The organism is Marinobacterium iners DSM 11526 (assembly GCF_900107855.1).
Classification (GTDB): domain Bacteria; phylum Pseudomonadota; class Gammaproteobacteria; order Pseudomonadales; family Balneatricaceae; genus Marinobacterium; species Marinobacterium iners.
The window spans coordinates 274,685-298,099 of record NZ_FNRJ01000001.1; the positions used below are offsets into that span (position 1 = coordinate 274,685).

Here is a 23,415-nt window from a genome sequence, read left to right on the forward strand (position 1 = left end):
CATCTACAGCGCAATCATGAGCCGCTAGCGAATTTGCGCTGAAAATAGCGGAAATGAGGAAATAACTGATGGATTGCCCTGCTTCAGCCCCCCGCAACCCGATGTCCCTGTCCATGCCCTCGGACTGGGCGCTGATCAGCCAATTGCACTCAGTCAGTGACGGAGTCAGTATCGGCTGCCTCGATGGCCGGCCGACATCCAACTGGCAGCTTGATGGTATTTCCCGGCCGGGTTTTGGCATCGCTATTGTCCTGGAGGGAGCCGGGACCATGGCGCTGGACGGCGGACCGCCACTGAGCATAGAAGCCGGCACCGCCATTCTCTATTCCACCGCCCAACCCATCCGGGGCTGGGACGATTTTCGGGGCGGTCACGCCACCCGCATTGTTGATATCCGCTTTACGCCGGAGGGACTGGCATCCCTGTGCGGGCATCCACCACCGGAACTCACAGGCAAACTGCTGCGTGACTGCAGCGTTCCCTGCCAGAACGCCTACCTGGGCAGCCTGCCGGCCAGCCGTGAGATGAAACGGCTAGCCGCCGATATTCTGCAATACCCGACAAACAGCACAAGTGAATTATCTTCTTTGCTGTTCCTGCAAGCTAAAGCTATGGAATCCCTCGCCCTCACCCTTCGACATTTAGACACCCGCCGGCGACATCCTACAATGCCAGCTCCGTACGACCGAAGTAGGGTCCAGCAGGCATATGAGTATATCCTCCAGAACTATGAGCAAGATTTGACGATCAAGGTACTTTCTGAACAAGCTGGCATCAGTGAAAAACGACTTCAAGCAGGGTTTACCGCTCTCTATGGCCAGACGATACATGCCTGTCTGAGACAGACACGAATGGAAATAGCTGCTTCTCTTATGGAGCAAGGATGGAGCGTCACGGAAGTAGCCGACGCCGTCGGTTTTTCCAGCCTGAGCCACTTTATTAAAGCCTTCAAGCGACACTGGGGCGCAACCCCAAAAGCATGGATCAGCTCTGCCAACAAAGAAGTTGATCCCGTCAGTAACGACACCATGCTGTAATACCAAACACTGTACCCTCGCAGTCTAAGAATAGTTCCTCCGCAAATACCCGAGCACATCTGCCATTTCAAAGAGCTTTTGTAATCATGATGAAAGCGTCCATTTTTTCACCGGCTGCAACTACCTTTTCTGATAGTACAAGCGGATTAACCCTGCCCTTTCAACATCTGGTCTACCCGTACAACGTTGACCAGTTTACTGTCGTTTTTCTTCAGGCCACGGTAGCGTGGCGTTTACAAAACCAAACTGGCACTTGAGGATCCGAAACAGATTCTCAACTTTCGCATGGATACTGGCCTTAAGATCTCCGGGGTGCCAGTGCTGTGCTTGAACGGCCGGGGATAGCAGCCAAGGGTTCCGTGGCTAGCATTCAGGCGCCAGTTTGCAAGCCTGAGGCTTGATCGTCCGCCAGGCCTACCTGCAGACGTGCCGCCTGCAGAGAATGCCATAAAGCGTGGTAGCGGCCCGCTTCTGCCATCAGTTCATGATGTTGTCCCTGTTCAACCAGTTGGCCGTCTTCAACGACCAGAATGCGGTCGGCACCGACGATGGTCGACAGGCGGTGCGCAATAACGATCACGGTTTTATCGCGCACGAGTGCGTCGATGGCGCGTTGCACTGCCAGTTCATTCTCTGCATCCAACGCCGCAGTGGGCTCATCAAGGATGATGATCGGAGCGTTCTTGAGCAGCGCTCGGGCAATGGAAATTCGTTGACGCTCTCCCCCGGAAAGCCGCTCGCCGATCTCTCCCAATCGGGTATGCCAACCTTGCGGAAGACGTTCAATAAATGTCAGACACTGGGCAGCTTCTGCGGCGGCCCGAACGTCGTCTTCACTTGCCTCGGGCCGTGCCATGCGGATATTGGCGAGAACGCTGTCATCGAACAGGTAGACATCCTGGAATACCACCGATATTAGGTCGCTCAATGCTTCGCTCGGTATCTGGCGCAGATCAGCACCGCCAATCGTGACACGCCCGCACTGTGGGTCAGCATAGCGCATCAGTAGTCGCGCAACCGTGGTCTTGCCCGCGCCCGAAGAGCCCACCAGTGCCGTCATGCCAGACGCCGGGAACAAAGCATTGAAGCCCGACAGGGCGGCGCTATCGGCATGTCTGTAACGAAAGGAGACGTTCTCGAAGCAGATATCGAAGGTCTTGGGTATGAGAGCGGGCGCCCGCTGGGGCAGTGGGGGGATGGCCAGCAGTGCGTCGATGCGATCCAGCGCCGCCTCAATCAGTTCCAGCATCATGGTATAGCTGACAAAGGTCGCCAATGGTTCAGAAAAGCGCACGATAATGACCATGGTGGCTACCAGCGAGGCCAGATCCAGGGTTCCCATCACCACCCAAGTGACACCGCAGGCGGCCACCCCCAGCAAGCCCAGTTCTACCACGCTTGCGACAAAAACGTCAGGCTTGGCCGCATGTCGACGGGCTTCGGTCTGAACCGTTTCAAGGTGCAGGAAACTGGCCTGCAGTGCCGCCGCCTTTTCGCCTCCACTACAGGCCGCGCGCAGAGTCGGCAAGCCCTGCAGGTACTCGATGATGTCGGCATTGGTGCGTCGATGAGCCTGGTCAAGTTGGCGCATACCGCGCCGAAAGGCCGGACGCCGCCAGCCATACAGAGGCACGATGACGGGAAACACCAATAACAGAATCACCCCCAGCCGCCAGTCCACAAACAGTGCCGCCAGGGCAACAGTCAGCGGTGTGATCACTGCCAACATGATCAGATTAGCGATGGCCAGGGTGTAATTGAGGTTTTCATCCACGTTGCCAATCAGTACCGCGCTTATCTCCCCGGTACGGCTGTCCTGCAAGCGCTCCAGCGGCATCCGGCGCAACTGCTCGCCGAGACGGGTACGCAGCGAGTGGGTCATCGCTGCCAACTGGCCGTCGTACTCAAAACCCTGCGCCCACCAGCGCAGAAGAGCCGCAATGATCGCCAGGAACGACATGACCGCTAGCCAATGCAATGCGGCCTCGGTATTGCCGGTTGACAGCATGGCCCTGAACATCGGAAACAAACACGCCAGTGCCAGCCCATTGGCGATGGCAGCCGCCAACAGACCGATCAGACTGTTGCGCAGTGCCCTGGCATGTTCACCAGCGGTTCTCAGCAGGCAGAGCCAGGTTGCGATCCAGGAGGCGGAGGTGTTGCGGCCTGAACGGGTGGTTACCATCGGTTATTCTCCTCCGTTTTCCGAGACCACAGGTCGACGCTTCAATGCCCAGTTTTGGGCTTTTTCATGGCGGCTCCAGAGCCAGGCATAGATACCGCTCTGGTTCACCAAGTCATCATGTTGACCCCGTTCAACCAGTTGCCCCTGATCGAAGACCAGTATCTGATGGGCACTGCGAATGGTGGCAAACCGGTGAGTCACCAGGATCACAGTTCGGCCACGCATCAGCACAGACAACGCCTTCATCAGTGCAGCCTCGTTCTCCGGGTCGGCAAAGGCGGTGGGCTCGTCGAGAACCAGGATGGGACGGTTTTGTAGAATGGCCCGGGCAATCGTAATGCGCTGGCGCTGGCCACCAGAAATAAGACCTCCACGCTCCCCGACCTGGGTGTCGTAGCCCTCAGGCAGACTCTGGATGAAGTTGTGAGCCTGAGCGGCGCGTGCGGCCGCCACCACCTCTTCCATGGTCGCGTCCGGCCTCCCCATGCGGATGTTATTGGCAACGCTGTCGGCGAGCAGGAAGCTCTCCTGAAAGACGAAGGCGACCTGTGCCATGAGCGTCTCGGTGGTCATATCCCGGATATCAACGCCACCGATCCGGATGCACCCCGCGTCGACATCCCAGAATCGGGGGATCAGCCGGGCGATGGTTGACTTGCCTGCGCCTGAGGGGCCAACCAGAGCGGTTACGGTGCCGGGCGCGGCATGGAAGGTCACATCGTGCAGGACGAGCTCACCTTTGCTTTGCGGGTACGCACCGTGTCCAAAGCTGACGCCCTCAAAGTCGATGGCGGAACTGGATGGCTGCCTGGACTCTATGGGGATCGGCAATATGGGCAATGCCATGACTTGCTGAATACGGCCAACACTCAGTTTCGCCCTGGCAACCAGATGATGCAGTGACATCAAGGGCATGACAGACTCAGCCATACCGGCACCGAGCAGGAGCACAGCCGCCCAGGTCGCGAAATTCAGTGTACCTTGGGCTCCCAGCCAGCCGCCCAGGCCCAGCAATACGATCAGAGTCGGCAGTGGGTTCAACACGACAAAAGCGTATCGGGTAGGGAAACCTGCCTGCCGGTACCAGTCGGTGAGTATTTCCTGGTAGCTCTCCAGTGCCTGCTGATAGCGGCTGAAAGTGGTATGGCCGGTATCGAAGGTACGCACCACGGGCATGGCCTGAACGAATTCGACGATGGCTGCGCTGACGCGTTCACGGGCGGCGTTGTAGCGACATTGCATCTGGCCTGAGTTACGCATCGCCAGGCCTAGTACGCCGACCCCCAATAGCAGCACAGCCACCGCGCCGGATGCGAGCCGCCAATCCAGCCAGACGAGAATCAGCAAAGTGCAGATTGGCGCCACCATTGCGCGGGCATACATCGGCGTACTGTCGGCCACGAAAATATGAAGCGCCTTGATATCGTCCTGCATCACCTTGGACAGGGCTCCCGCCCCAAACTGCTGTATGTCCCCCAGCGACACCTGCGCCAGATGCTGTGCCATGTCAGTGCGCAGAATCGTCTCCAATCGGAAGGCGGCATAATGTGACTGGTTGAAGGCACTGAGGCGCAGCAACAGGCTTGCAGCCAGGCTGATAAAGGCCAGGGTCATGGCCAACCAGGGCCAGACATGAGGGTGTTGCATCAATTGCCCCAGAACCAGCCCCAGCAGCGCAAGCGCTGCGAGCCCAAACACGGCACTCGTACCTGAGAGCACCATGGCAAGCTGTATCTGTCTCTGGACAGGCTGAAGTATATCCCACGATTTACTCATCGCACCTCCTCGGCAATCACCGATGCGACTGGCGGAGGAAACGAAACAGCATCCGTACAAGACAGGGCGCCGACCATTGGTCGGTAGCGAAACGACAGCAGTGCCGCGATGATTGCCGCCAATACCGCCAGCGCCAATACACCAGCGTAGCCAAATATGTCTGCTAGCGCAGCACCCGCCGACATCATGCCCATGGCAACGAACATGTTAAGGCTGTACTGAAACGTATAATCGGTTGCCGGACGTTCGAATGACGCATGATCCATCATAACCGTGGCAAGTACGGTCGCGGCCGGGTTGTAAAGAAGAAAGAACAGGCCGACGGACAGCGTCGCAACCATCTCGCCGGTATAGTCAAACACCGGCAGGGCAATGATCGCGATTCCCGGAATCTGAACCAGGGCAGCACCAATGAGCACCTTTCGCCGCCCCAACCTGGTGAGTAACCAACCGGTCGAGAGAGCCGCCAGGACACCCAGTGAGGAGCCGACAATATTGACCGAAAAGCCAATGCGCTCCATTCGCCACCCGGCATCGACCAGTATCGGCGTAATGAGGGCGTAGGCAAGGCTGCTTGATATGGGATAGACCAGCAGTAACATGAGCCAGCGGCGGCCATTGGGCTGCTGCCAGAATGCTTTGACACACCGTATCAAAGCATGGCCAGTTGCTCGCGGCGTCTCCCAACCTGGCTCACGAAACCCGGCCAACAGGGTCAAGGGCAAACAGGTGCCGACCGCAAGAATCACCACGCTGCCGTGCCACCCGATATGAGGATAGGCCAGCAACACAGCACCCCCGCCCAGCATGTTGCCCAACAGGCCACCGGCGATCTGGATACCGTTACCCAGGCCTCTCTCATCCGCAGAGAGCAAGCGGCAGGCCAAACCGTCGATGGCAATGTCCTGGGTTGCCGAAAACAACGCCACAAGCAGGCACAGTGAATAAATCACCGCAAAGTCGTTTAGGGGATCGAATTGACCGAAACCTAGAAAAGCTAGCGCCAGCCCACCCTGCATGACGATTAGCCAGGTTCGGTAGTGCCCCATACGGGCAATACTAAACCTGTCCACGATGGGCGCCCAAAGGAACTTAAAAGGCCATACCATTCCTGTCATATAGATAAGACTCACCTGCCCTAACGTGGCCCCCTGCTCTCGCAGGATGACCACCAGCGCCACTACCAGAAACCCCAAGCCGAGATACTGCGTCGTATACAGGCTAGCCAGGAGGCACCAGGTGGATTTGGGTGTTTTCGAACTCATGCGCGACCTCATGGCAATTAGAAGGTGTAGTTAACACCGAGCCCGAGGACTCGGCCCTGGGCCGGAGCACCGTAGTGGGTAGAAGGGGGTGCAAAATAGCCATACAGGTCGTAGTGTTCATCCAGCAGGTTGCGCCCCCAGACATACCATTCGCTGTTGCCGCTGCCGAGGCCAAGACGCATATCAATCTTGTTATAAGCACCAAGATCAAAGGAGTTCTGAGGATCGGCGGGGCGGGTCCCTTGATAGTGATAATCCAGTCGCGCGTTGAGCAGTGGAGAGGACAAACCCAAGAAGGGCGAAATCTGTCGTTGATAGGTCAGTGCCAAGTGGCCGGACCACCGGGGAACGTCAGGTACACGGTTACCCGCGTGTACATCTCCATCCCCTATATTGAAAACATCCGTGGTAATTTTTGAATCTATATAACTCACATCGCCTGAGAGGGTGAGGCCATTATCAAATTGCCAGCTTGCTTGAAGCTCGACCCCCATGCTGCGGGTGTCGGCATTTACCGCGCTGACGGCATAGGTGGATGAGTCGTAGGAAAGTAGATGATTATCCTCGATATCCGTGTAAAAAAGGGCGCCATTCATGGTCAGACGCAGGTCTTCCATCGAGTATTTAAACCCTAACTCTGCCGATTCAGAGGTTGCAGCGCGGTAACTGGCCGAGCCCGGGGCGTTGGCGTAATCCTGAAAACCACCGGGGTTGTATCCTCGCGAGAACATGCTGTACACATTAACCTCTGGCGTTAGCGCATAGGTCAGCCCAACCCGACCAGTGATGAAGTGATCGTCCAACGATTCCGATTCACCAACAACCGTTCCACCTGAGTGGTAGGTGGCATCATAGGTTTTGCTGTCCCAGGTGTGGCGTAGCCCGGCTGTCAGCGTCCAGTCCCTGGCGAGAGGAAGCGTCGTTTCGCCATAGAAGCCGTAGCGTTTCGTGGTGAAATCCCTGAACTGGGCGTTAGAGGTGCCATAGGTATTGCGCGGGTTATCATAAGAGCGGTCAGAGTGCAGAAGACTCACCCCGCCAACCCAGAAGGTATCCGCACCGGGCAGCGATGACAGGCGCAGGTCCTGTGTCAGCACTCGTTCATGGGACTCCTGGACCTGCCAGTATTCGGTCGCATTCGGGTTTCCGGTTCGGGAGATCTGAATCAACCGGTCGTAGACCACCGGCGAGGTATTGAAACCATCAGTGTAGGAAGTCACGGCGGTGAACTGGCCGGCGTCGAATTCGTGGTCGATCTGCAAGGAAGAACGCTTCACTGTCTTGTGGCTGTCATCGTAGATGTCTGGACTTACATCCATTACAGGCTTGTCCCCGTAAGGGCGCAGGACGATGTTCTCTCCCATGTACCGAGCCTTTTGTCTCTCGGCGCTGACAAGCACGGAGGTGTCCGGCGTGACATCCCACATCAGGCTGCCCCGGACAGCCAGCAGGTCCGGTTCGGAAACAGGGTCACCCGTTTGTAGGTTGGTTATGGGGTAGTCGAAAGACGACTGTTGAATGGCGATACGGCCGCTCAATTGGTCGGTCAGCGGTCCACCAAAGGCACCCGCCACCAGGTGCTTTCCTTCCTGACCATACTCACCCCGTAGGTACCCTTCGAGCTGACGCGTAGGCTTGCGGGTGGTGATGTTGATGGCACCTGCTTCAGCCAGGCCTCCGAAAAGAGTACCTTGCGATCCTTTTAGCACGTCAATACTTTCGACATCCAAATTACCCAGGGAAATATGCCGCGAAGAGATCGGGCTGCCGTTGAGATTCACGGCAACGGAGGTATCGTCCATACTCATTGGGTAGAGAGCGCCGCCCCCCCTGATGTATAGGGACGATACGTTGGCACCGCCAGACGAATTCACGTCGACGCCTGGGGTGGCACGCAAGACATCCTCCACTGACATCAAGCCACGCTCTTCAATCTCTTTACCCGACACCAGGGTCATACCAAAAGGAAGCTCTCTGGGGTCCTCCAGAGTGTTACCGCCCCTGGCCGAGACAGTCAGAGTGGGTAATGAGGGGATCATCGCTGCTTCTTCCGCGCCATTCTCCTCATTCTGCTGAGCGTAAGCGGCATTGATTGACAGCAGGGATGTAAAGGCAAGCAGCTTTATGAAACCTGCATCGTGCCAACCTAATACGTACTGACCAATCAACAGGTCACTTGAACCTTTCATTCCCATCGATAGCTCCTCGCCCAATTGTGATAGATAGCTAGTGAACAGACGGTAGTCGGTGGTCCAGCCCTTCCAGGACGAATTCTATGGCAGGGCATTGCAGCCGCCTGGCACTGAGAGCTTGTAGGACTCGACTTTTAGTCTGAGATACCGCACTATTTATGATTGAGAATCATTTCGATATCTACTCAAGTCGGTTCAATCTCTACCCGTTTCGGTTGGCGAGTGCTTGAGTTGAGAAAAGGTAATGCTATGTCGTCATTCGACGCGAAAGCAGAGATCGCCGCGTCTAGGTTGCTGGCAACTGGGATCAGTTCATTATTGCCTGTAACGCAGGAAGACAAATGCATCCTGTTAAAACGCACGCTTCAGGAAGGCATTGATGTTGTTGTATGGAAGGGGCGATTTACCCAGCCGATGGAAATCGACATCCACGATGACGACCACCGGATCACTTTTTCCTGTTCGCTGGCAGGCACCTCACATACCAGGTTCGATGATGGCGCCTCACCACTTGTCCACACCCTTCAAGAAAAAGAGGCCAGCATCAGCTTCCATCCTGGGCGCGTTGGCACTTTCACCCAAGTGGGACAATTCGACAGTGTTATGGTTATGGTACGACCGGACATTCTTGAAAAGTGGCCATTAGATACAAGTGTGATGCCATCAGATATCACGATCGGAGACTGTTATCTGACCCGTTGCGCGTGCAATGCCGAGCTCCGCGCGACAGCTCAGGTGCTGAGCCAGGGGCTGTGTAGCGTGCAAGCTTTTGCAGGTAGCAACACCGATCGCCTGCCACTATGGTTACTCGGTCAATGTCTGGTCATGGTGAGCCTGATCCAGCAAGGGAACCGTCATTCGGCCCCACACACCGACCGGATACCTTGGCGAGACCAGCAGCACCTGCTCCGTGCGAGAGACCTGCTGTTACAGGACCTGAGCGCCGCGCCCACACTACCTGAGCTCGCACATGAGGCAGGTCTGAGCCTACTGAAACTCAAATGCGGATTTCGGCAACTCTTCGGCCATACGGTCTACGGACTGTTTCAGCGTGAGCGCATGCAGGAAGCACGGCGTCAACTGAACCTGGGCTTGCCAGTATTAACTGTCGCCTCTGACCTTGGCTACAGCAATGCCAGCCACTTTGCTGCAGCCTTCAAGAAGCAATTTGGCATCACCCCTTCAGAAGTCAAACGCCAGCGCTGAAGCGTGCAGCGCTATAAATATTTCTCAATCGGCAGCCAGAACAGCACCCGGGTCATGGTTCGGCGCAAGAAACCGTTTCCGGTTAATGGGATAACACTTGGTCACCGCCGTTCCACGCTAGGTCACCGTTGTCATCAAGCGTCACCTGCCAGCTGTTTTAACGGGGAGATTTTGGTGGAGAAGGAAGCCTGCGAAAATACAGCGAGGGCCCAAAAGAAATGAAAACTCACTAAAAGAAAGCCGCCTCCCCTTACTATTGAGTTGAAGGAGTATGCGGCCATAAATGCTGAACTTGGCTGTTTCGCAACAGCTGGGTCAGACCTGTCAATGAACGAATTAAATATTAATGATAGTTGTTCGTATTTGCAATACTTTTATTATGTTTGTTTTGCCGCTAACATAGCGACTCTCAATTGACTCACTCAGCGGACTCCGGCCATGAACGAATGTCAGTCCCAACAACCGCTGTCAACCCTACGCAACCAGCACTCTCCCATAGACAAAGTGTTGCGCCAGGGCCTTACTTTCCATTTTGGCGACACTCTGGAACAACAGGATCGTGTCAGCCATGGGCAGGTTGATGACCACATGCGGATCGTGCTGTTACTGGAAGGTTCGTTGGATCTGCGTTTCGGCGACCATGCCCTGCACATGAAATCGGCATCGGGTCGCTCGATACGCAATCAAGGCAGCTACATGGATGCCGCTCTGATCGCCCTGAACGCCCCCGAGCGTTTCAGTCGTATTGCACACAAAGGCCACTATTCCCGCCGTATCAGCCTTGGGCTGAGCGCACAATGGGTTGATGACGCTTTGCACAGCGGCGGACTCAATTCGTCAGGATCCATGAGCGGTTTTCGTCGCCACCTGAACACCTTCAGGTGGCGAGCTACACCTCACGCCTGTAGCATTGCCGAACAGATGCTGGCACCTCCAGCCCTGTCCGAAGCCATCGCTGGCATGTACCTTGAATCCCGTGCTCTGGAACTGATCATTGAAGCTTGGTCTACGCTAACAGATGCACAGCCGTGTACCACTACACCACGCCTGTCCGTCCATGCCACCCGGCGCATCCATGAGGTGGCGGCCTGGCTTCAGGAGCACGCCTCTCGGCACCTGACTTTGGCCGATATCGCCCGCGAAGCCCACATGAGCACGGCTACCTTACAGCGTCATTTCAAGCAAGTGCATGGCATCACAGTCGCCGATTATCTGCTGCGCACGCGCATGCAGCAGTCGCATCAGGCATTAACCCGGCAGGGGCTCAGCGTCACCGAAGCCGCTCACCTGGCGGGATATTCCAGCCCGAGCAATTTCGCCACCGCCTTTCGTCGTTACTTCGGCATTTCACCACGGCAGGTACGCACCTGAGCCAGCGAGGATCTGCAGCCAATTGCACCGTTTGCATAGGTTTTTGATCCGTTTACAAAGGACAAGGTACGCCCTGGAATGAAAAAATAATCGTTCTCATTTAAAGGAGCGATTGCATGATGTCTTTACTCTCAGACCGTCGTCCAAATCGGGTCAACCACTGTCCGGCCCGCCTGTCTCTGCTGACCTTAGCTCTGGCGACCGCTTCAGCCAGCGCCAGTGCAACCGATACGGATACTATTCGGGTGCAAGAGCCCGACACAGGCCGTACAGAACTGGAGACACTGGTCATCAATGCCTATCGCCCCGCCCAAACCATTGGCGGTGCAACCAAGACGGATACACCGCTGCTGGAAACGCCTCATTCTGTTTCGGTTATTGAGCGTCAGGAGCTGGATGCCCGCGGTGTCCAGAACCTGAATGAAGCCGCCCGCTATACCTCCGGTGTGCTGCCCGAAAGCCAAGGCATTGATAACCGCGTGGATGACCTTTACATCCGCGGCTTCGATGCCGGCAGCTTCGGCAATAACGTCATGCTGGACGGCATGCGTGCCCCTTCGGACAGCAACTTGAGCTGGAATCGCACTGCCTTCAACAGCTGGAATCTGGAGCGCGTCGAGATTCTCAAGGGACCGTCCAGCGTACTCTATGGCCAGATCGCCCCGGGCGGTATGGTGAACCAGGTCAGCAAAACGCCGACCCTGGACCAGGAACACATCCTGCAACTGCAGGCCGACAGCCACGGCCGCTATCAAACGGCCTTCGATACCGGTGGTGCCAGTGATGACCGCAACAGTCTCTGGCGTCTGGTGGGCTTGATCAAGGACGGAGGCACCCAGATTGACGATACCGAGCACCAACAGTGGTTCCTCGCGCCCAGTGCCAGTTTCCGCCTCAATGACGACAACACTCGGCTGACACTGTTGGGCCTGTACCAGCAGGATGCAGGAGGCAGCACTTTCCAGTTCATGCCCTATCAGGGATCTGTCATTCCGGGAGCAAACGGCTATATCGACAACAGCACCTTCCTGGGCGAGCCGGACTGGAACCAGTACGACCGCAACATCTGGTCGGCCGGCTGGCTGTTCGAGCACCAGTTCAACGACGACTGGCGCCTGCGTCAGAGCGCCCGCCATACCCATGTGGACTCGCTGTACCGCACCACCGTGGGTTACGGTGTACGTGGCGCGGCACTGACCGATCTTAATACTCTGACCGACGGCCATATACTCAAGCGGCGGGCGGTACAGGGCGAAGGAGACTCCGATGGACAGACGCTGGATACCCGTATCGAAGGTCGCTTCAGCACCGCAGCCCTTAACCATCAGCTGCTGGCAGGCGTCGACTGGCAAAAGACAGACTGGGACTTCCTGCGCAAGGCCGCACAGGTGGCGCCGGATGCGATTCAGATCGATATCTACAACCCCGAGTACACCTATTACGACTTTTCCAAGGTACTGTTCGACCAGATGTCCACCAAAGAAACCGATCGCCAGACCGGCGTCTACCTGCAGGACCAGATCGCCCTGAATAACTGGCGCTTCACACTAGGAGGACGTTACGACTGGTTCGAGATTGACAGCCTGAATCGCCTGAACGGCGTGACAACCCGCACCGAGGACGAGGCGCTCACTGCCCGCGCCGGGGTCACCTATTTGTTCGACAACGGCTTCGCGCCCTATCTGAGCTATGCCGAGTCCTTCCAGCCGGCCGTGGGCACCAGCCGCTCCGGAGCGGCCTTCGATCCGATCACCGGCAGCCAGTGGGAGATCGGCGTCAAGTACGAGCCCAGTCAAATCGACGGCATGATCACCCTGGCCGCTTATGATCTGCGACAGCAAAACGTGCTCACCGCCGACCCGCTGAACCAGGCCGATGAACGCTATCAGGTCCAAACGGGGGAGGTGCAAATCCGCGGTCTAGAACTGGAAGGCCGCATCACGCCATTCGCCGGTTTCAGCCTGATCGGTGCCGCCACCCGTTTCGACTCCGAAGTCACCCGTAACAACGACGGCTACACCGGCAATCGCATGATTCGAGTACCGGACTGGATGGCATCCCTGTGGTTGGATTACACCTTCCTCGGTGGCTCCCTGGATGGCCTGAGTCTGGCCACCGGCTCCCGTTACGTGGATGAAACCTACGGCAACCTGGCCAACAGTCTGAAGATCCCGTCCTATACCCTCTACGACGCCGCCGTCCGCTATGACCTGGGACAGGTCGGCAACAGCCGGGTACAACTTTCACTCAACGCCAGCAACCTGACCAACGAGCGCTATGTCGCCACCTGTACCGCCGCTACAGCCTGCTATTACGGCTCCGGCAGAACAGTGATGGCCACCGCCCGTTTCAGCTGGTAACTCCTAAGGCAAAGATGCAGAACACTTACCACAACACTCGCCTCTGGACGCCAGGGGCACTGCTGCTCCTGACCCTGCTGGCGACAACGCTACTTGCTCCCGACCTCTATGCCGAAGGCTGGCCGCGCAACTTCAGCAATGCCGATGGCAGCAGCACTCGCCTGACGGCACCGCCGCAACGCATCCTGTCCACCTCGGTGACCATCACGGGTACCCTGCTGGCAATGGATGCGCCGGTGGTTGCCAGCGCATCCTCCGCCAATGGCCAGTTTTTCGACCAATGGGCCGAGCTGGCAACCCGGCGCGGCCTGGAAAACCTCTGGCCCGCCGGCAGCATCGACTTGGAAGCCGCCTACGCGACGGCACCAGACCTGATCGTCATTTCCGTCAATGGCGCCGACTCTGCCCTGGAACAGCGCCAAGCGCTGAGCCAGATTGCTCCGGTCATACTGCTTGACTACGGCGCTCTCGACTGGCAAGCGCTGGCAGTGCAACTGGGTCAAGCCATCGGCCTGGAGCGACAAGCGCATGCCCGCATCGCGGCCTTCGAGAAAACCCTGGCCGAGGCCCGGTCACGTATCCGCTTGCCGGCAGGAAAGGCAAATATCGTCAGTTACAACGGTCCCGGTATCGCCAACCCCATCGCCACCGCCGAGGGTACCCACGGCCGCTTGTTGAGTGCACTGGGCTTCCGTATAGAATCCCCCGATCCGGCCTGGCACAGCGGTGCCGGCAAGCCCGGCGATTTCGTACGCTCCGAATATGCCTATCTGACCCGACTGAAGGCGCCAACCACCTTCCTGTTGCGCAGCGATGCCCAGGACGTCAGCCGATTTCGTAACGATCCTGTACTGGCAAACCTCCCATCAGTGCGCACGGGCCAGGTCTACGGTTTGGGCCTGAATTCCTTCCGGATCGACTATTTCAGCGCCAATGAAGTGGTCGCCGAGCTGGTGGCGGCCCTGCAGCCATGAGACTCTCCGACGCCCGACACAGAGTCCCTCCTCGACAAAGACGCTTGCTGAGTGGCCTGATCGGCAGTGGTCTGGCACTGCTGCTGCTGACCCTGCTTAGCCTGGCTACAGGCCTGCACGGCCTGGACCTGGCCGGTACTCGAGCGGCACTGTTCGCTTACGACCCCGGCAACAGCGACCATCTGCTGGTACGCCATCTTCAGGTACCGCGTACATTGGCCGCGATTCTGGTCGGGGCGGCGCTGGGCGTGGCCGGTGTACTCATGCAGGCCCTGACCCGCAACCCGCTAGCCGACCCTGGGTTGCTGGGTGTCAACGCCGGAGCATCGGCGGCGGTTGCCACAGTGGTAGCCCTGTTCGGCATTACCGAGATCGGTGGTCAGATGCTGGCCGGACTGCTTGGGGCTGGTCTGGCCGGTCTGGCGGTCCTGCTGCTGGGAGGCCTGCGCCAAGGTCATGACCCTGTGCGCTTGGTGATCGCGGGCACCGCCCTGTCCGCCGTGCTGCTGGCCCTGACCCAAATTATCACCGTCAACAGCGATACCCCCGTATTCGAGCAATTCCGTCACTGGGCCGTCGGCTCCTTGCAGGGACGTGGCTACGATGTTCTGCCGCCGCTGGCCCTACTGACCGCCCTCGGTCTGGTGCTGGCACTGAGCCTGGCCAGATCTCTGGACGCATTGGTGCTGGGACGTGAACTGGGGCAAACGCTGGGCACACGACCCAGACTGATCTGGTGCCTGGCCGCCGCGACACTAACCCTTCTGACCGGTGTTGCCACCGCCGCAGCAGGCCCCATCGTATTCATCGGCCTGACGGCACCACATATGGCCCGCTTTTTCACCGGCCCCAACCACCGTTGGCTGCTACCCTGTACACTGATACTGGCCGCTGTCCTGATGCTGGCTGCAGACACTTTGGGACGTCTGGTTGCCCGTCCAGGCGAGGTCAGCGTCGGCATTATGGCGGCATTGATCGGCGGCCCCTTCTTCGTTGCGCTGGTACGCCGTGGCGGCAGGATTGCGCTATGAATACTCGGTCACATACAGGCCGGGTCTGGCGTGCCGGCCCCTGGTCCATACTCCTGCGACCACGTGTGTTGCTAGTGAATCTATCCCTCTCGATTCTCGTCTGCGCAACGGCTCTGCTGTTACTGACCAGCGGTCGCTTTGAACTATCGATTGGTGACATCAGCCAGATCCTGCTACAACAGGAGTCCGGCCACACGGCTTCCCATATTGTCCTGAATATCCGCCTGCCAAGAACCCTGACTGCGGTATTTGCCGGAGCGGCGCTGGGCATATCCGGCGCAATTTTCCAGTCGATCTCGCGCAATGCTCTGGGATCACCCGATATCATCGGCTTCACCACCGGAGCCGCCAGTGGCGCCATCGCACATCTGATCTTTCTGGAGCCCAGCACCGTGGGTGTCGCCCTTGCGACTATTACCGGCGGCCTGTTCACCGCTGTTCTGGTATATCTGCTCACCCTGCGGCATGGCCGCATCGGCAGCGAACGGCTGGTTCTGATCGGCATAGGCACAGGCACAACACTGGCGGCTCTCAACGGGTTGATGCTGGTCAAGGGCGATCTGGACAGCGCCGTGATGGCCAATCTCTGGCTGGCCGGCTCGCTCAACGCGCGCAACTGGACCCACGCCCTCATGCCCCTGTTTGGCGTGCTGCTGTTGCTGCCATTGATACTACTGTCGGCACGTCGCCTGAGTCTGATCGAAATGGGCGACGATTTGGCCAGTCAACTGGGCGTATCCGTGGAGCGGACCCGAATGCTGATGACACTTTACGGCGTTCTGCTGGCAGCTCTGGCTACCGCTGCGACCGGCCCCATCGCCTTCATCGCACTGGCAGCACCTCAGCTGGCCATACGGCTGACCGGTGCTCAGGAACTGCCAGTGTGCGGTGCCGCCACCATGGGAGCAGCATTGCTGGTGCTGGCGGATCTGCTGACACAATCCATACCGATCTCGCTGACACTGCCTATCGGCCGCATGGCAGCCATCATCGGTGGCCTGTACCTGCTCTGGCTGCTAAGCCGACGACGTTAAACTCTGCCTTCAACCTGTCACAACGAGAGCAACCCACACATGCAACAGGATCCACTCGACACAGCCATATTGAGTGCCAAATCAGTACGGCTCGCCTATGACCAGCGCTGCGTTGCGGATCAGTTGAGTCTAGCCATTCCCAAAGGCCGCATCAGCGTCATTCTCGGCGCCAACGGCTGCGGCAAATCAACACTGTTGCGAGCGCTGGCGCGCCTGCTCAAACCCACCACCGGACATATTTTGCTGGACGGTCGCGACCTGCGTTCCTACGCCAGCCGCGAACTCGCCCGCACCCTGGGCCTGCTGCCTCAGGCACCCAATGCACCCGCCGGCATTCGGGTCTGGGAGCTGGTTGCACGCGGCCGTTACCCGCATCAGGGCCTGTTGCGACAGTGGAGCGAGACCGACGAGCAGGCGGTACGCCAAGCGTTGGCCAATACCGACCTGAGCGAGCTCGCCGAACGTCCGGTTGATGAGCTATCTGGCGGTCAGCGCCAGCGCGTCTGGCTCGCTATGGCGCTGGCACAACAGCCGGACGTAATGCTGCTGGACGAACCCACCACCTGGCTTGATATCGCCCACCAGTTCGAGGTGCTGGAACTCTGCCGACGCCTCAACCATGACCAGAGCAAAACGCTCGTCATGGTACTGCACGACCTTAATCAAGCCGCCCGTTATGCCGACCACCTCATCGTACTCAAGGCGGGGCAGGTCATCGCCGAAGGTCCTCCCGAGCACGTGATCAAGCCCGATCTCATCGCACGAGCCTTCGGTCTCAACGCTGTCATCATCGAGGACCCGGTGACCGCCACGCCTCTGGTGGTACCTATCGCCGGCCCAGCCCCCACCACAGGAGACCCTTTATGAACACCACTCCCCCTCTGTGTATCGGCCTATCACTGGCCGTCACCTGGCTCAGCGGCAACGGCTGGCGCCGCGCCGACAGCCAGGTTGAAGGGATCTACAGTGCCGGTTTCTATACCCGACTGGCGCAACTGGCCGAACAGGCTTGCCTGGACTTCCTGTTTCGCCCGGACTCGCTGTTCATTGAGCCGGCCACACTGGAGCAGGCTCCCGGCTTCAGTAGTCTGGACCCGACGCTGCTACTCACCGCCATCGCCCGCGAAACCTCTCATATTGGTTTGGTAACGACAGCCTCTACCACTTTCAACTCGCCTTATCTGGTAGCACGCCAGCTGCAATCACTGAGCTGGCTCAGCAATGGCCGGGCCGGCTGGAACGTGGTCACGGCACTGGATGGGCAGCGCAACTTTGGTCTGGAACAGATGCCTGCTGCAGCCGAACGTTATGCCCGGGCGCAGGAGTTTGTCGATGTCGTACAGCAGCTCTGGGACAGCTATCCAGACACGGCGCTGCTGGCCGAACGCCGCTCAGGTCAGTACGCCGACAGTGGTCTCATCCGGCCAATCCAGCATCAAGGTGTATATTTCAAGGTAGAAGGGCCGTTGAGCACTCCAATGCATGGCAGTGGGCGAGTCCCCTTGTTTCAGGCAGGGGCTTCACCGGAGGGACGTGATTTCGCAGCTCGCATTGCCGATGCCATTTTTGCCGCCACACCGGATATCCATGCCGGTGTTGAACTGCGCCAGGATATCCGCACCCGTGCTCAGCATCATGGCCGAAGCCCTGGCTCCGTGCGTGTATTGCCGGGCCTCAGCCTGTATCTGGCCTCCTCGCGTGCCGAGGCGCGCGACTTGTTTGAAGCCACCCAGACCGAGGATAGCCGCATGCGTAAGCTGAAGTATCTGCAGACCAACCTCGGCCTTGATCCCACCACTCTACCACCGGACCAACCCATTACCGCCGATCTACTGCAACCCACGCCAGCGAACGTCAGAAGTAGAACCCATGCAGGGCTGCTGCGTCGTTTGATCCTGCGTGAATCACCCAGCCTCAACAACCTGCTGCAACGCCCCGAAGTCAGTCCTTCAGCACACTGGCAGGTGATAGGCACGTCGGAGGATGCGCTTCAGGCGATTCTGGAACGCTATCAGGCGGGCGCGGCTGACGGCTTCATCGCCCTGCCAGGAGGCGCCGTGCAATCGCTCGAACTGGTATGCGCTGAACTGGTGCCGGCACTGGCAGACTTGGGGCTGTTCCGCCAGGCATACCAGGGCACCAGTCTGCGCGAGCACTTGGGACTGCCCTATTAAAACAACTTCAGAGGATTCGACATGAATCAACCGCAACGCCGTACGCACCGTATTCACTACGAACTCAAACATCGCCCGGTACATGTGGTACGCATTGAACCTCAGGGCAGTCAGTTTATCCGCATCGTTTTTGGCGGGGAGGCGCTGTATGATTTCTGCTCGCGTGGCTTTGACGATCACATCAAGTTCATTTTTCAGGATGTAGACAGTAGCGAGACCCTGATGCGTGACTACACGCCACGACACTTCGACCCTGAACGCCAGGAGCTGAGCATTGAATTCGCACTGCACGGAGAGGGCAGCGCCTGTCGCTGGGCACAGCAGGCCCGCCCCGGCCAGACAGCCACCATCGCAGGCCCAAGAGGATCTCTTCTCATTGCCGGCGACTACGACTGGTATCTGCTGGCGGGAGACGCCACAGCCCTGCCCGCCATACGCCGTTGCGTAGAAGAGCTGCCAACGAACAGCCGAATACGTGTCATGTTGCAAATGCCCGAGGACTACAGCGCTGACGAATGGCAGGCACACCCGCATATCGACCTGCACTTGCAGCACACGGACTCCGCCTTGCTCGAACAGCTACAGACCCTGCCACTGCCAGAAGGCATCGGTTTTGTCTGGGCTGCCGGCGAAAAAAACAGCATGGCCCAAATACGCAAACTCATCCGTCAACAGACACCGTTTCTGAGTCCGAACACACGTATTGCCGCCTATTGGCGCAAAGGCTGTCCCTGTTTCCACGAAGAGCTGCAGGAGTAAACATTTAAGTTTGATGTATAGGGTTCTCATCCTGACACAACAAATGCTAATATTTGAATGATATTAATTATCATTTACATTAAATCATGTGAGGAATACAGGATGAGGTACCCCACCCTGACGCAGGTCACGCTGATGACAGCGGGCCTACTCAGTACCCATATGGCCCAAGCAGATGAACCCTCCGTACAATGCACCCCAACCCTTAGTAATCAATGCGAGCAGGTAAGGCCCCCATTAAAATTACCCCCTGTTACCATCACCGCCAACCGCGTCGCCACTGAATTGCCGCGTTATACCGGCCAAATCAGTGTTCTTGAGGCTGGTGATCTAACCAGTCCAAATATCATCGAAAATCTGACGCAGATCCCGGGGTTTGAGACTGGTGATGATTTTGGTCGCCAAATTGGCTCTCAGTTCAAACTGCGTGGCTTTGGCTATCAATCCGAAACACGCGTCATCATCGAACAGGACGGCGTTAAGCGCTCTCCCAGTTTGTTCTCTAACCACATATCGTCATTTCGAACCGATCCCAACCTGTTGAAGCGCGTTGAGGTGGTAAAAGGCGGCTCCTCCGTGCTTCATGGCAGCGGCGCCATTGGCGGTATCGTCAGTATGACGACCAAGGACGCGAAAGACTTTTTGCGCGACGGCGATAGCACAGGAGTAACACTGGGTACTCGTTACGACAGCAACAATTCACGGCAGGCACACATTGCACTGGCCATCGATGCCGAACAGGCCCCTGTCGATTTTCTTGTGTACCGCAAGCAAGGCCAATTCGATGACATCACGCTGGCTGATGGTGGCGTCCGCAATAGCGAAGATGGCAGTCGCATTGATGAAACCCTTAATGACGAAACGATCAAAAACAGTTTCTTCAAAGCCGGATGGGATATCAGCGATGAACAGCGCATGGCCCTGTCCTACTACAAATACGATGAGGAACTCGAAACCAGCTGGCAAACACTCTGGCATCGTGATCCAGGCGAATCTCCAGTGGACGGAAATCTGGAACAGCGCGATATCATTCTGGATTACAGCTTTGCACCCTCGGATAATGACCTGATCAATTTCAGCGCCAAGGTATACGATTCCGAAGCGTTTTACCGCCGAACACGTGCCAGTGACACCTACAGCGTCTTTTACATCAACAGGGACGAACGTCAGGGTTTTAACCTCAAAAACAGTGCCGAGTTCACCACCGGTAGCCTGAAGCACTCATTGGTGGCAGGCCTCGACTACGAAGAGCGGGAGGAGGACGCAACTTACCTCTACAACAATGAACCATCGGACTTTGGCTCTTTCCCGAACTACTACAAGGATACCGGCCTGTATGCACAGGATATTATTCAGCTCGGCAAGGCAGAGATTTCCTTGGGCGGACGTCTTGATCGGTTCAAGCGAGGTGTCGATCTTCCCGGGCGTTCAGAATACAGGGACGGTCATTTTTCACCCAAAGTCGGTATCAGTTACGAAGTACATGACGGGGTGTACTTGTTGGCCAACTATGCGGAAACTTTCCGCGGGCCAACACCTAACGAAACCTCTGCCAGTGGCGCATTGAACCCTCATTATTGGTATGTTCCCAATAATGCTCTTAAACCTGAAGTTGCCAAAGAATATGAAATTGGCTTCTCCCTGAGTCAACAGAATCTATTGGGAGATGACAGTCTCTATCTGAAAGCAACTTGGTTTGATGGGGATATCAAGGACATGATCAGCCTTGAGCGCTCACCCGAACTGGGGATGCCGCCGGATATTGGTGATGGTTACGCAGACTATCGGGAATATGCCCAGTACAAAAACATCGCCAGTGCCAGCCGAAGAGGTTTTGAGGTTGAAGCCAAATACCGCCTGCCTAGCTGGGCCTTTGCGGCAGGTTATGACCACCTCAAACTGCATGACGATAGCACGGGCAAATTGCTGCAGCCTTCTACCGACAAGCTTTACCTGAACGCCAGTTATACCCATCACCCCTGGGATCTGACTACAGGTATGCGTCTAACACACTGGTTTGAACCCAAGCGGGACAGCTATGTTCGCGTCATCAGTGGTGAGGAGTACCATTATATCAAGGATAGCTTCACCACGGTTGATCTGCTTGGCAGCTGGCAACCCAGTAACTGGGGGCAGCATGAACTGGCACAGGACTGGTCAGTGAAGTTTGGCATCAACAATCTGTTCGATGAGCAGCGCATTAACGCCGCCAACTATACAACCACTACGGCCGTTGGCAAAGGGCGCAACTACTACCTTACCCTGGAAAAGTACTTCTAATTTGGCAGCATAACCGCCCGTGACGACGAGCCATTCACTCTAAAACCCCGGTCATCACTGATCGGGGCTTTTCTCATTCAGCACAGTATCAGCCGCAGAGGCCCTATCAGCGCGCAGCACTTTAACCACTTCCCCATGTTCTGAATCGCCACTCAACCTCTACCGGATTCCGTGACTTACAAGACAAGCGCCGCCAAACCCGCAAGGAGAAGTTCCTGGGCCGGATGGACAAGTTGATCCCTTGGGCACGTCTCGAAGACGTCATCGAACCTCATTATCCCAAGGCCGACAACGGTCGTCGGCCTTATCCGTTGTCCACCGTGCTGCGAATTCATTGTATGCAGCAATGGTACAACCTCAGTGATCCGGCCATGGAGGATGCACTGTACAAAATTGCCTCCATGCGCTTGTTTGCCGGCCTGTCACTGGACAAGTCCATCCCGGATCATTCCACGATTCTGAAGTTCCGCCACCTGCTGGAACAACATGGCCTGGCACGCCAGATCTTCGGCAAGGTCAATCAATGGCTGTCAGAGGCGGGTGTACTGCTCAGGGAGGGTTCTTTGATCGATGCCACCATCATCGAAGCTCCCAGTTCAACCAAGAACCGCAGCGGCAAGCGCGATCCGGAGATGCACCAGACCCAAAAAGGGAATCAATGGCATTTCGGCATGAAAGCTCATATCGGCGTGGATGCCCGCACCGGTATCACGCACAGCTTCACCACTACGGCAGCCAATGAGCACGACCTGAACCAAACAGAGCACCTGCTTCACGGTGATGAAGCGTTCATCTTTGCCGATGCGGGCTACCGGGGCGCCGAAAAGCGGGAGGAGCTGAAGGCGAGCCTCCGCGCCAAGGTCGAGCATCCGTTCCGGATCATCAAGTGCCAGTTCGGCTTCGTGAAAGCCCGTTATCGTGGCCTTAAGAAAAATGATGGAAAATTGGCGATGCTGCTTGCTCTGTCAAACCTCGTGCGCGTGGATCAGATGTTGCGAGCACAGGGCTAATCCGTTTGAAGTGCCTGAAAAGGCAGCTTTCCGAGGGAAAACGCGGGATAGTGACGCCTGAATTGGACTCCCGTAGCGAAGATTACTGGTTGCAGTGGGAATGGGAGGGGACTTAATCACACGTTCCCTAAAGGCAGAAAAAGCCCATAATTTTGAGCTTGGAATGGACCTTAACCATGGCTCATTTGACTTTGGCGCAGGGCTCTACCACTCAAAAATTGCAAACCCAATTGCCGGAGCAACTCCGTGGTCCAAAGTTGCAATAAACTTGGAGGATGACATTGTCACAAGGGGATACTATTTAAGGGCTGGATACGCGAAGGGACCGTGGGAGATCTCAGCCGAGATCAATATTGCCGATACGGAATTTGACGACCAAACAGTAACCCGTTATGTCTACTCTTCAGGTGCTACCAGCATAGGCAATACACTGGCACTGGATGTGAACTACCAAGCCAGGCCAAACCTGAAACTGGGATGGACGGCTGAATTTGTTCGTGGAATGGAGTCTTTCGAGATTAACGTTGCTGGTGAACAGCTTAACGTTAAAAAGCCCGGTTACGCGGTGCATGATGTGTATGCCCACTGGCTACCTACTGGCCGCGACACTTTCGTCATCGGGTTGAGTATCAACAACCTGTTTGAAGCCATGCCAGCGTCGAAGACCTTACAGCCAATCCGGGATACTCAATCATTTCGGGCTATCCAGAGGCCGGTCGTGACATAAGACTATCTGCAAAGGTCCGCTTCTGAATGACATA

17 protein-coding genes and 1 pseudogene are annotated in these 23,415 nt (G+C 57.0%); 13 read left to right on the top strand and 5 right to left on the bottom strand.

What is annotated here, in order from left to right:
- Positions 1–68: 68 nt before the first annotated feature.
- Positions 69–1,037 (top strand): AraC family transcriptional regulator, encoded by a 969-nt coding sequence (locus BLV48_RS01405; RefSeq protein ID WP_091821913.1) that lies wholly within the window; start codon positions 69–71, stop codon positions 1,035–1,037.
- 146 nt (positions 1,038–1,183) lie between these two features.
- On the opposite strand, the pseudogene BLV48_RS19305 reads toward BLV48_RS01405, so the two are convergent.
- The 5 genes and pseudogenes from BLV48_RS19305 to BLV48_RS01425 all read right to left on the bottom strand — a co-directional run.
- Positions 1,184–1,340: pseudogene (locus BLV48_RS19305) on the bottom strand (IS5/IS1182 family transposase); the annotation flags it as partial.
- 67 nt (positions 1,341–1,407) lie between these two features.
- Positions 1,408–3,222: an ABC transporter ATP-binding protein gene (locus tag BLV48_RS01410; RefSeq protein ID WP_091821918.1), complete on the bottom strand. Its 1,815-nt coding sequence runs from the start codon at positions 3,220–3,222 to the stop codon at positions 1,408–1,410.
- Positions 3,223–3,225: 3 nt separating this feature from the next.
- Positions 3,226–4,998: an ABC transporter ATP-binding protein gene (locus BLV48_RS01415; RefSeq protein ID WP_217632921.1), complete on the bottom strand. Its 1,773-nt coding sequence runs from the start codon at positions 4,996–4,998 to the stop codon at positions 3,226–3,228.
- Positions 4,995–6,263, bottom strand: coding sequence for an MFS transporter (locus tag BLV48_RS01420; protein ID WP_091821922.1), 1,269 nt, complete (start codon positions 6,261–6,263; stop codon positions 4,995–4,997). The genes BLV48_RS01415 and BLV48_RS01420 overlap by 4 nt, the downstream gene beginning before the upstream one ends.
- A gap of 17 nt (positions 6,264–6,280) precedes the next feature.
- Entirely contained in the window at positions 6,281–8,458 is a 2,178-nt protein-coding gene (locus BLV48_RS01425; RefSeq protein ID WP_217632922.1) for a TonB-dependent receptor, read from the bottom strand.
- 246 nt (positions 8,459–8,704) lie between these two features.
- Here BLV48_RS01425 and BLV48_RS01430 point away from each other — a divergent pair, with 246 nt between their 5' ends.
- The 12 genes from BLV48_RS01430 to BLV48_RS01485 all read left to right on the top strand — a co-directional run bounded on the left by BLV48_RS01430 (position 8,705) and on the right by BLV48_RS01485 (position 23,381).
- The gene (locus BLV48_RS01430) at positions 8,705–9,661 is read left to right on the top strand and encodes a helix-turn-helix transcriptional regulator (protein WP_091821927.1); all 957 of its coding nucleotides are present in this window, start codon (positions 8,705–8,707) and stop codon (positions 9,659–9,661) included.
- A 438-nt stretch (positions 9,662–10,099) separates the two neighbouring features.
- The gene (locus BLV48_RS01435; RefSeq protein ID WP_091821931.1) at positions 10,100–11,032 is read left to right on the top strand and encodes a helix-turn-helix domain-containing protein; all 933 of its coding nucleotides are present in this window, start codon (positions 10,100–10,102) and stop codon (positions 11,030–11,032) included.
- A gap of 116 nt (positions 11,033–11,148) precedes the next feature.
- Positions 11,149–13,392, top strand: a complete 2,244-nt coding sequence (locus BLV48_RS01440) for a TonB-dependent siderophore receptor (RefSeq protein WP_217632923.1) — start codon at positions 11,149–11,151, stop codon at positions 13,390–13,392.
- A gap of 14 nt (positions 13,393–13,406) precedes the next feature.
- A complete protein-coding gene (fepB, locus tag BLV48_RS01445; protein WP_091821936.1) occupies positions 13,407–14,366 on the top strand; it encodes a Fe2+-enterobactin ABC transporter substrate-binding protein in 960 nt (319 codons plus the stop codon).
- Positions 14,363–15,397 carry a FecCD family ABC transporter permease gene (locus tag BLV48_RS01450; RefSeq protein WP_091821939.1) on the top strand — a complete coding sequence of 345 codons (1,035 nt, stop codon included), beginning with the start codon at positions 14,363–14,365 and terminating at the stop codon, positions 15,395–15,397. The genes fepB and BLV48_RS01450 overlap by 4 nt, the downstream gene beginning before the upstream one ends.
- Positions 15,394–16,431 carry a FecCD family ABC transporter permease gene (locus tag BLV48_RS01455; RefSeq protein WP_091821943.1) on the top strand — a complete coding sequence of 346 codons (1,038 nt, stop codon included), beginning with the start codon at positions 15,394–15,396 and terminating at the stop codon, positions 16,429–16,431. The genes BLV48_RS01450 and BLV48_RS01455 overlap by 4 nt, the downstream gene beginning before the upstream one ends.
- 39 nt (positions 16,432–16,470) lie before the next feature.
- Complete coding sequence (locus BLV48_RS01460) at positions 16,471–17,298, top strand: ABC transporter ATP-binding protein (RefSeq protein WP_091821947.1); 828 nt, start codon at positions 16,471–16,473, stop codon at positions 17,296–17,298.
- The gene (locus BLV48_RS01465) at positions 17,295–18,605 is read left to right on the top strand and encodes an NtaA/DmoA family FMN-dependent monooxygenase (RefSeq protein WP_091821951.1); all 1,311 of its coding nucleotides are present in this window, start codon (positions 17,295–17,297) and stop codon (positions 18,603–18,605) included. Before BLV48_RS01460 ends, BLV48_RS01465 begins: the two co-directional genes overlap by 4 nt.
- 21 nt (positions 18,606–18,626) lie before the next feature.
- Positions 18,627–19,364 (top strand): siderophore-interacting protein, encoded by a 738-nt coding sequence (locus BLV48_RS01470; RefSeq protein WP_091821954.1) that lies wholly within the window; start codon positions 18,627–18,629, stop codon positions 19,362–19,364.
- A gap of 102 nt (positions 19,365–19,466) precedes the next feature.
- Positions 19,467–21,644: a TonB-dependent receptor domain-containing protein gene (locus tag BLV48_RS01475; protein ID WP_175527536.1), complete on the top strand. Its 2,178-nt coding sequence runs from the start codon at positions 19,467–19,469 to the stop codon at positions 21,642–21,644.
- A gap of 140 nt (positions 21,645–21,784) precedes the next feature.
- Positions 21,785–22,654, top strand: a complete 870-nt coding sequence (locus tag BLV48_RS01480; RefSeq protein ID WP_091821962.1) for an IS5 family transposase — start codon at positions 21,785–21,787, stop codon at positions 22,652–22,654.
- 100 nt (positions 22,655–22,754) lie between these two features.
- Positions 22,755–23,381, top strand: a complete 627-nt coding sequence (locus BLV48_RS01485) for a TonB-dependent receptor (protein WP_091821966.1) — start codon at positions 22,755–22,757, stop codon at positions 23,379–23,381.
- Positions 23,382–23,415 lie beyond the last annotated feature (34 nt).

What these genes read in the sequence shown, in the direction of transcription:
- BLV48_RS01405 (WP_091821913.1), top strand. Translation starts at nt 69, where the DNA reads ATGGATTGCCCTGCTTCAGCCCCCCGCAACCCGATGTCCCTGTCCATG.
- BLV48_RS01410 (WP_091821918.1), bottom strand. Translation starts at nt 3,222, where the DNA reads ATGGTAACCACCCGTTCAGGCCGCAACACCTCCGCCTCCTGGATCGCA.
- BLV48_RS01415 (WP_217632921.1), bottom strand. Translation starts at nt 4,998, where the DNA reads ATGAGTAAATCGTGGGATATACTTCAGCCTGTCCAGAGACAGATACAG.
- BLV48_RS01420 (WP_091821922.1), bottom strand. Translation starts at nt 6,263, where the DNA reads ATGAGTTCGAAAACACCCAAATCCACCTGGTGCCTCCTGGCTAGCCTG.
- BLV48_RS01425 (WP_217632922.1), bottom strand. Translation starts at nt 8,458, where the DNA reads ATGGGAATGAAAGGTTCAAGTGACCTGTTGATTGGTCAGTACGTATTA.
- BLV48_RS01430 (WP_091821927.1), top strand. Translation starts at nt 8,705, where the DNA reads ATGTCGTCATTCGACGCGAAAGCAGAGATCGCCGCGTCTAGGTTGCTG.
- BLV48_RS01435 (WP_091821931.1), top strand. Translation starts at nt 10,100, where the DNA reads ATGAACGAATGTCAGTCCCAACAACCGCTGTCAACCCTACGCAACCAG.
- BLV48_RS01440 (WP_217632923.1), top strand. Translation starts at nt 11,149, where the DNA reads ATGATGTCTTTACTCTCAGACCGTCGTCCAAATCGGGTCAACCACTGT.
- fepB (WP_091821936.1), top strand. Translation starts at nt 13,407, where the DNA reads ATGCAGAACACTTACCACAACACTCGCCTCTGGACGCCAGGGGCACTG.
- BLV48_RS01450 (WP_091821939.1), top strand. Translation starts at nt 14,363, where the DNA reads ATGAGACTCTCCGACGCCCGACACAGAGTCCCTCCTCGACAAAGACGC.
- BLV48_RS01455 (WP_091821943.1), top strand. Translation starts at nt 15,394, where the DNA reads ATGAATACTCGGTCACATACAGGCCGGGTCTGGCGTGCCGGCCCCTGG.
- BLV48_RS01460 (WP_091821947.1), top strand. Translation starts at nt 16,471, where the DNA reads ATGCAACAGGATCCACTCGACACAGCCATATTGAGTGCCAAATCAGTA.
- BLV48_RS01465 (WP_091821951.1), top strand. Translation starts at nt 17,295, where the DNA reads ATGAACACCACTCCCCCTCTGTGTATCGGCCTATCACTGGCCGTCACC.
- BLV48_RS01470 (WP_091821954.1), top strand. Translation starts at nt 18,627, where the DNA reads ATGAATCAACCGCAACGCCGTACGCACCGTATTCACTACGAACTCAAA.
- BLV48_RS01475 (WP_175527536.1), top strand. Translation starts at nt 19,467, where the DNA reads ATGAGGTACCCCACCCTGACGCAGGTCACGCTGATGACAGCGGGCCTA.
- BLV48_RS01485 (WP_091821966.1), top strand. Translation starts at nt 22,755, where the DNA reads ATGGGAGGGGACTTAATCACACGTTCCCTAAAGGCAGAAAAAGCCCAT.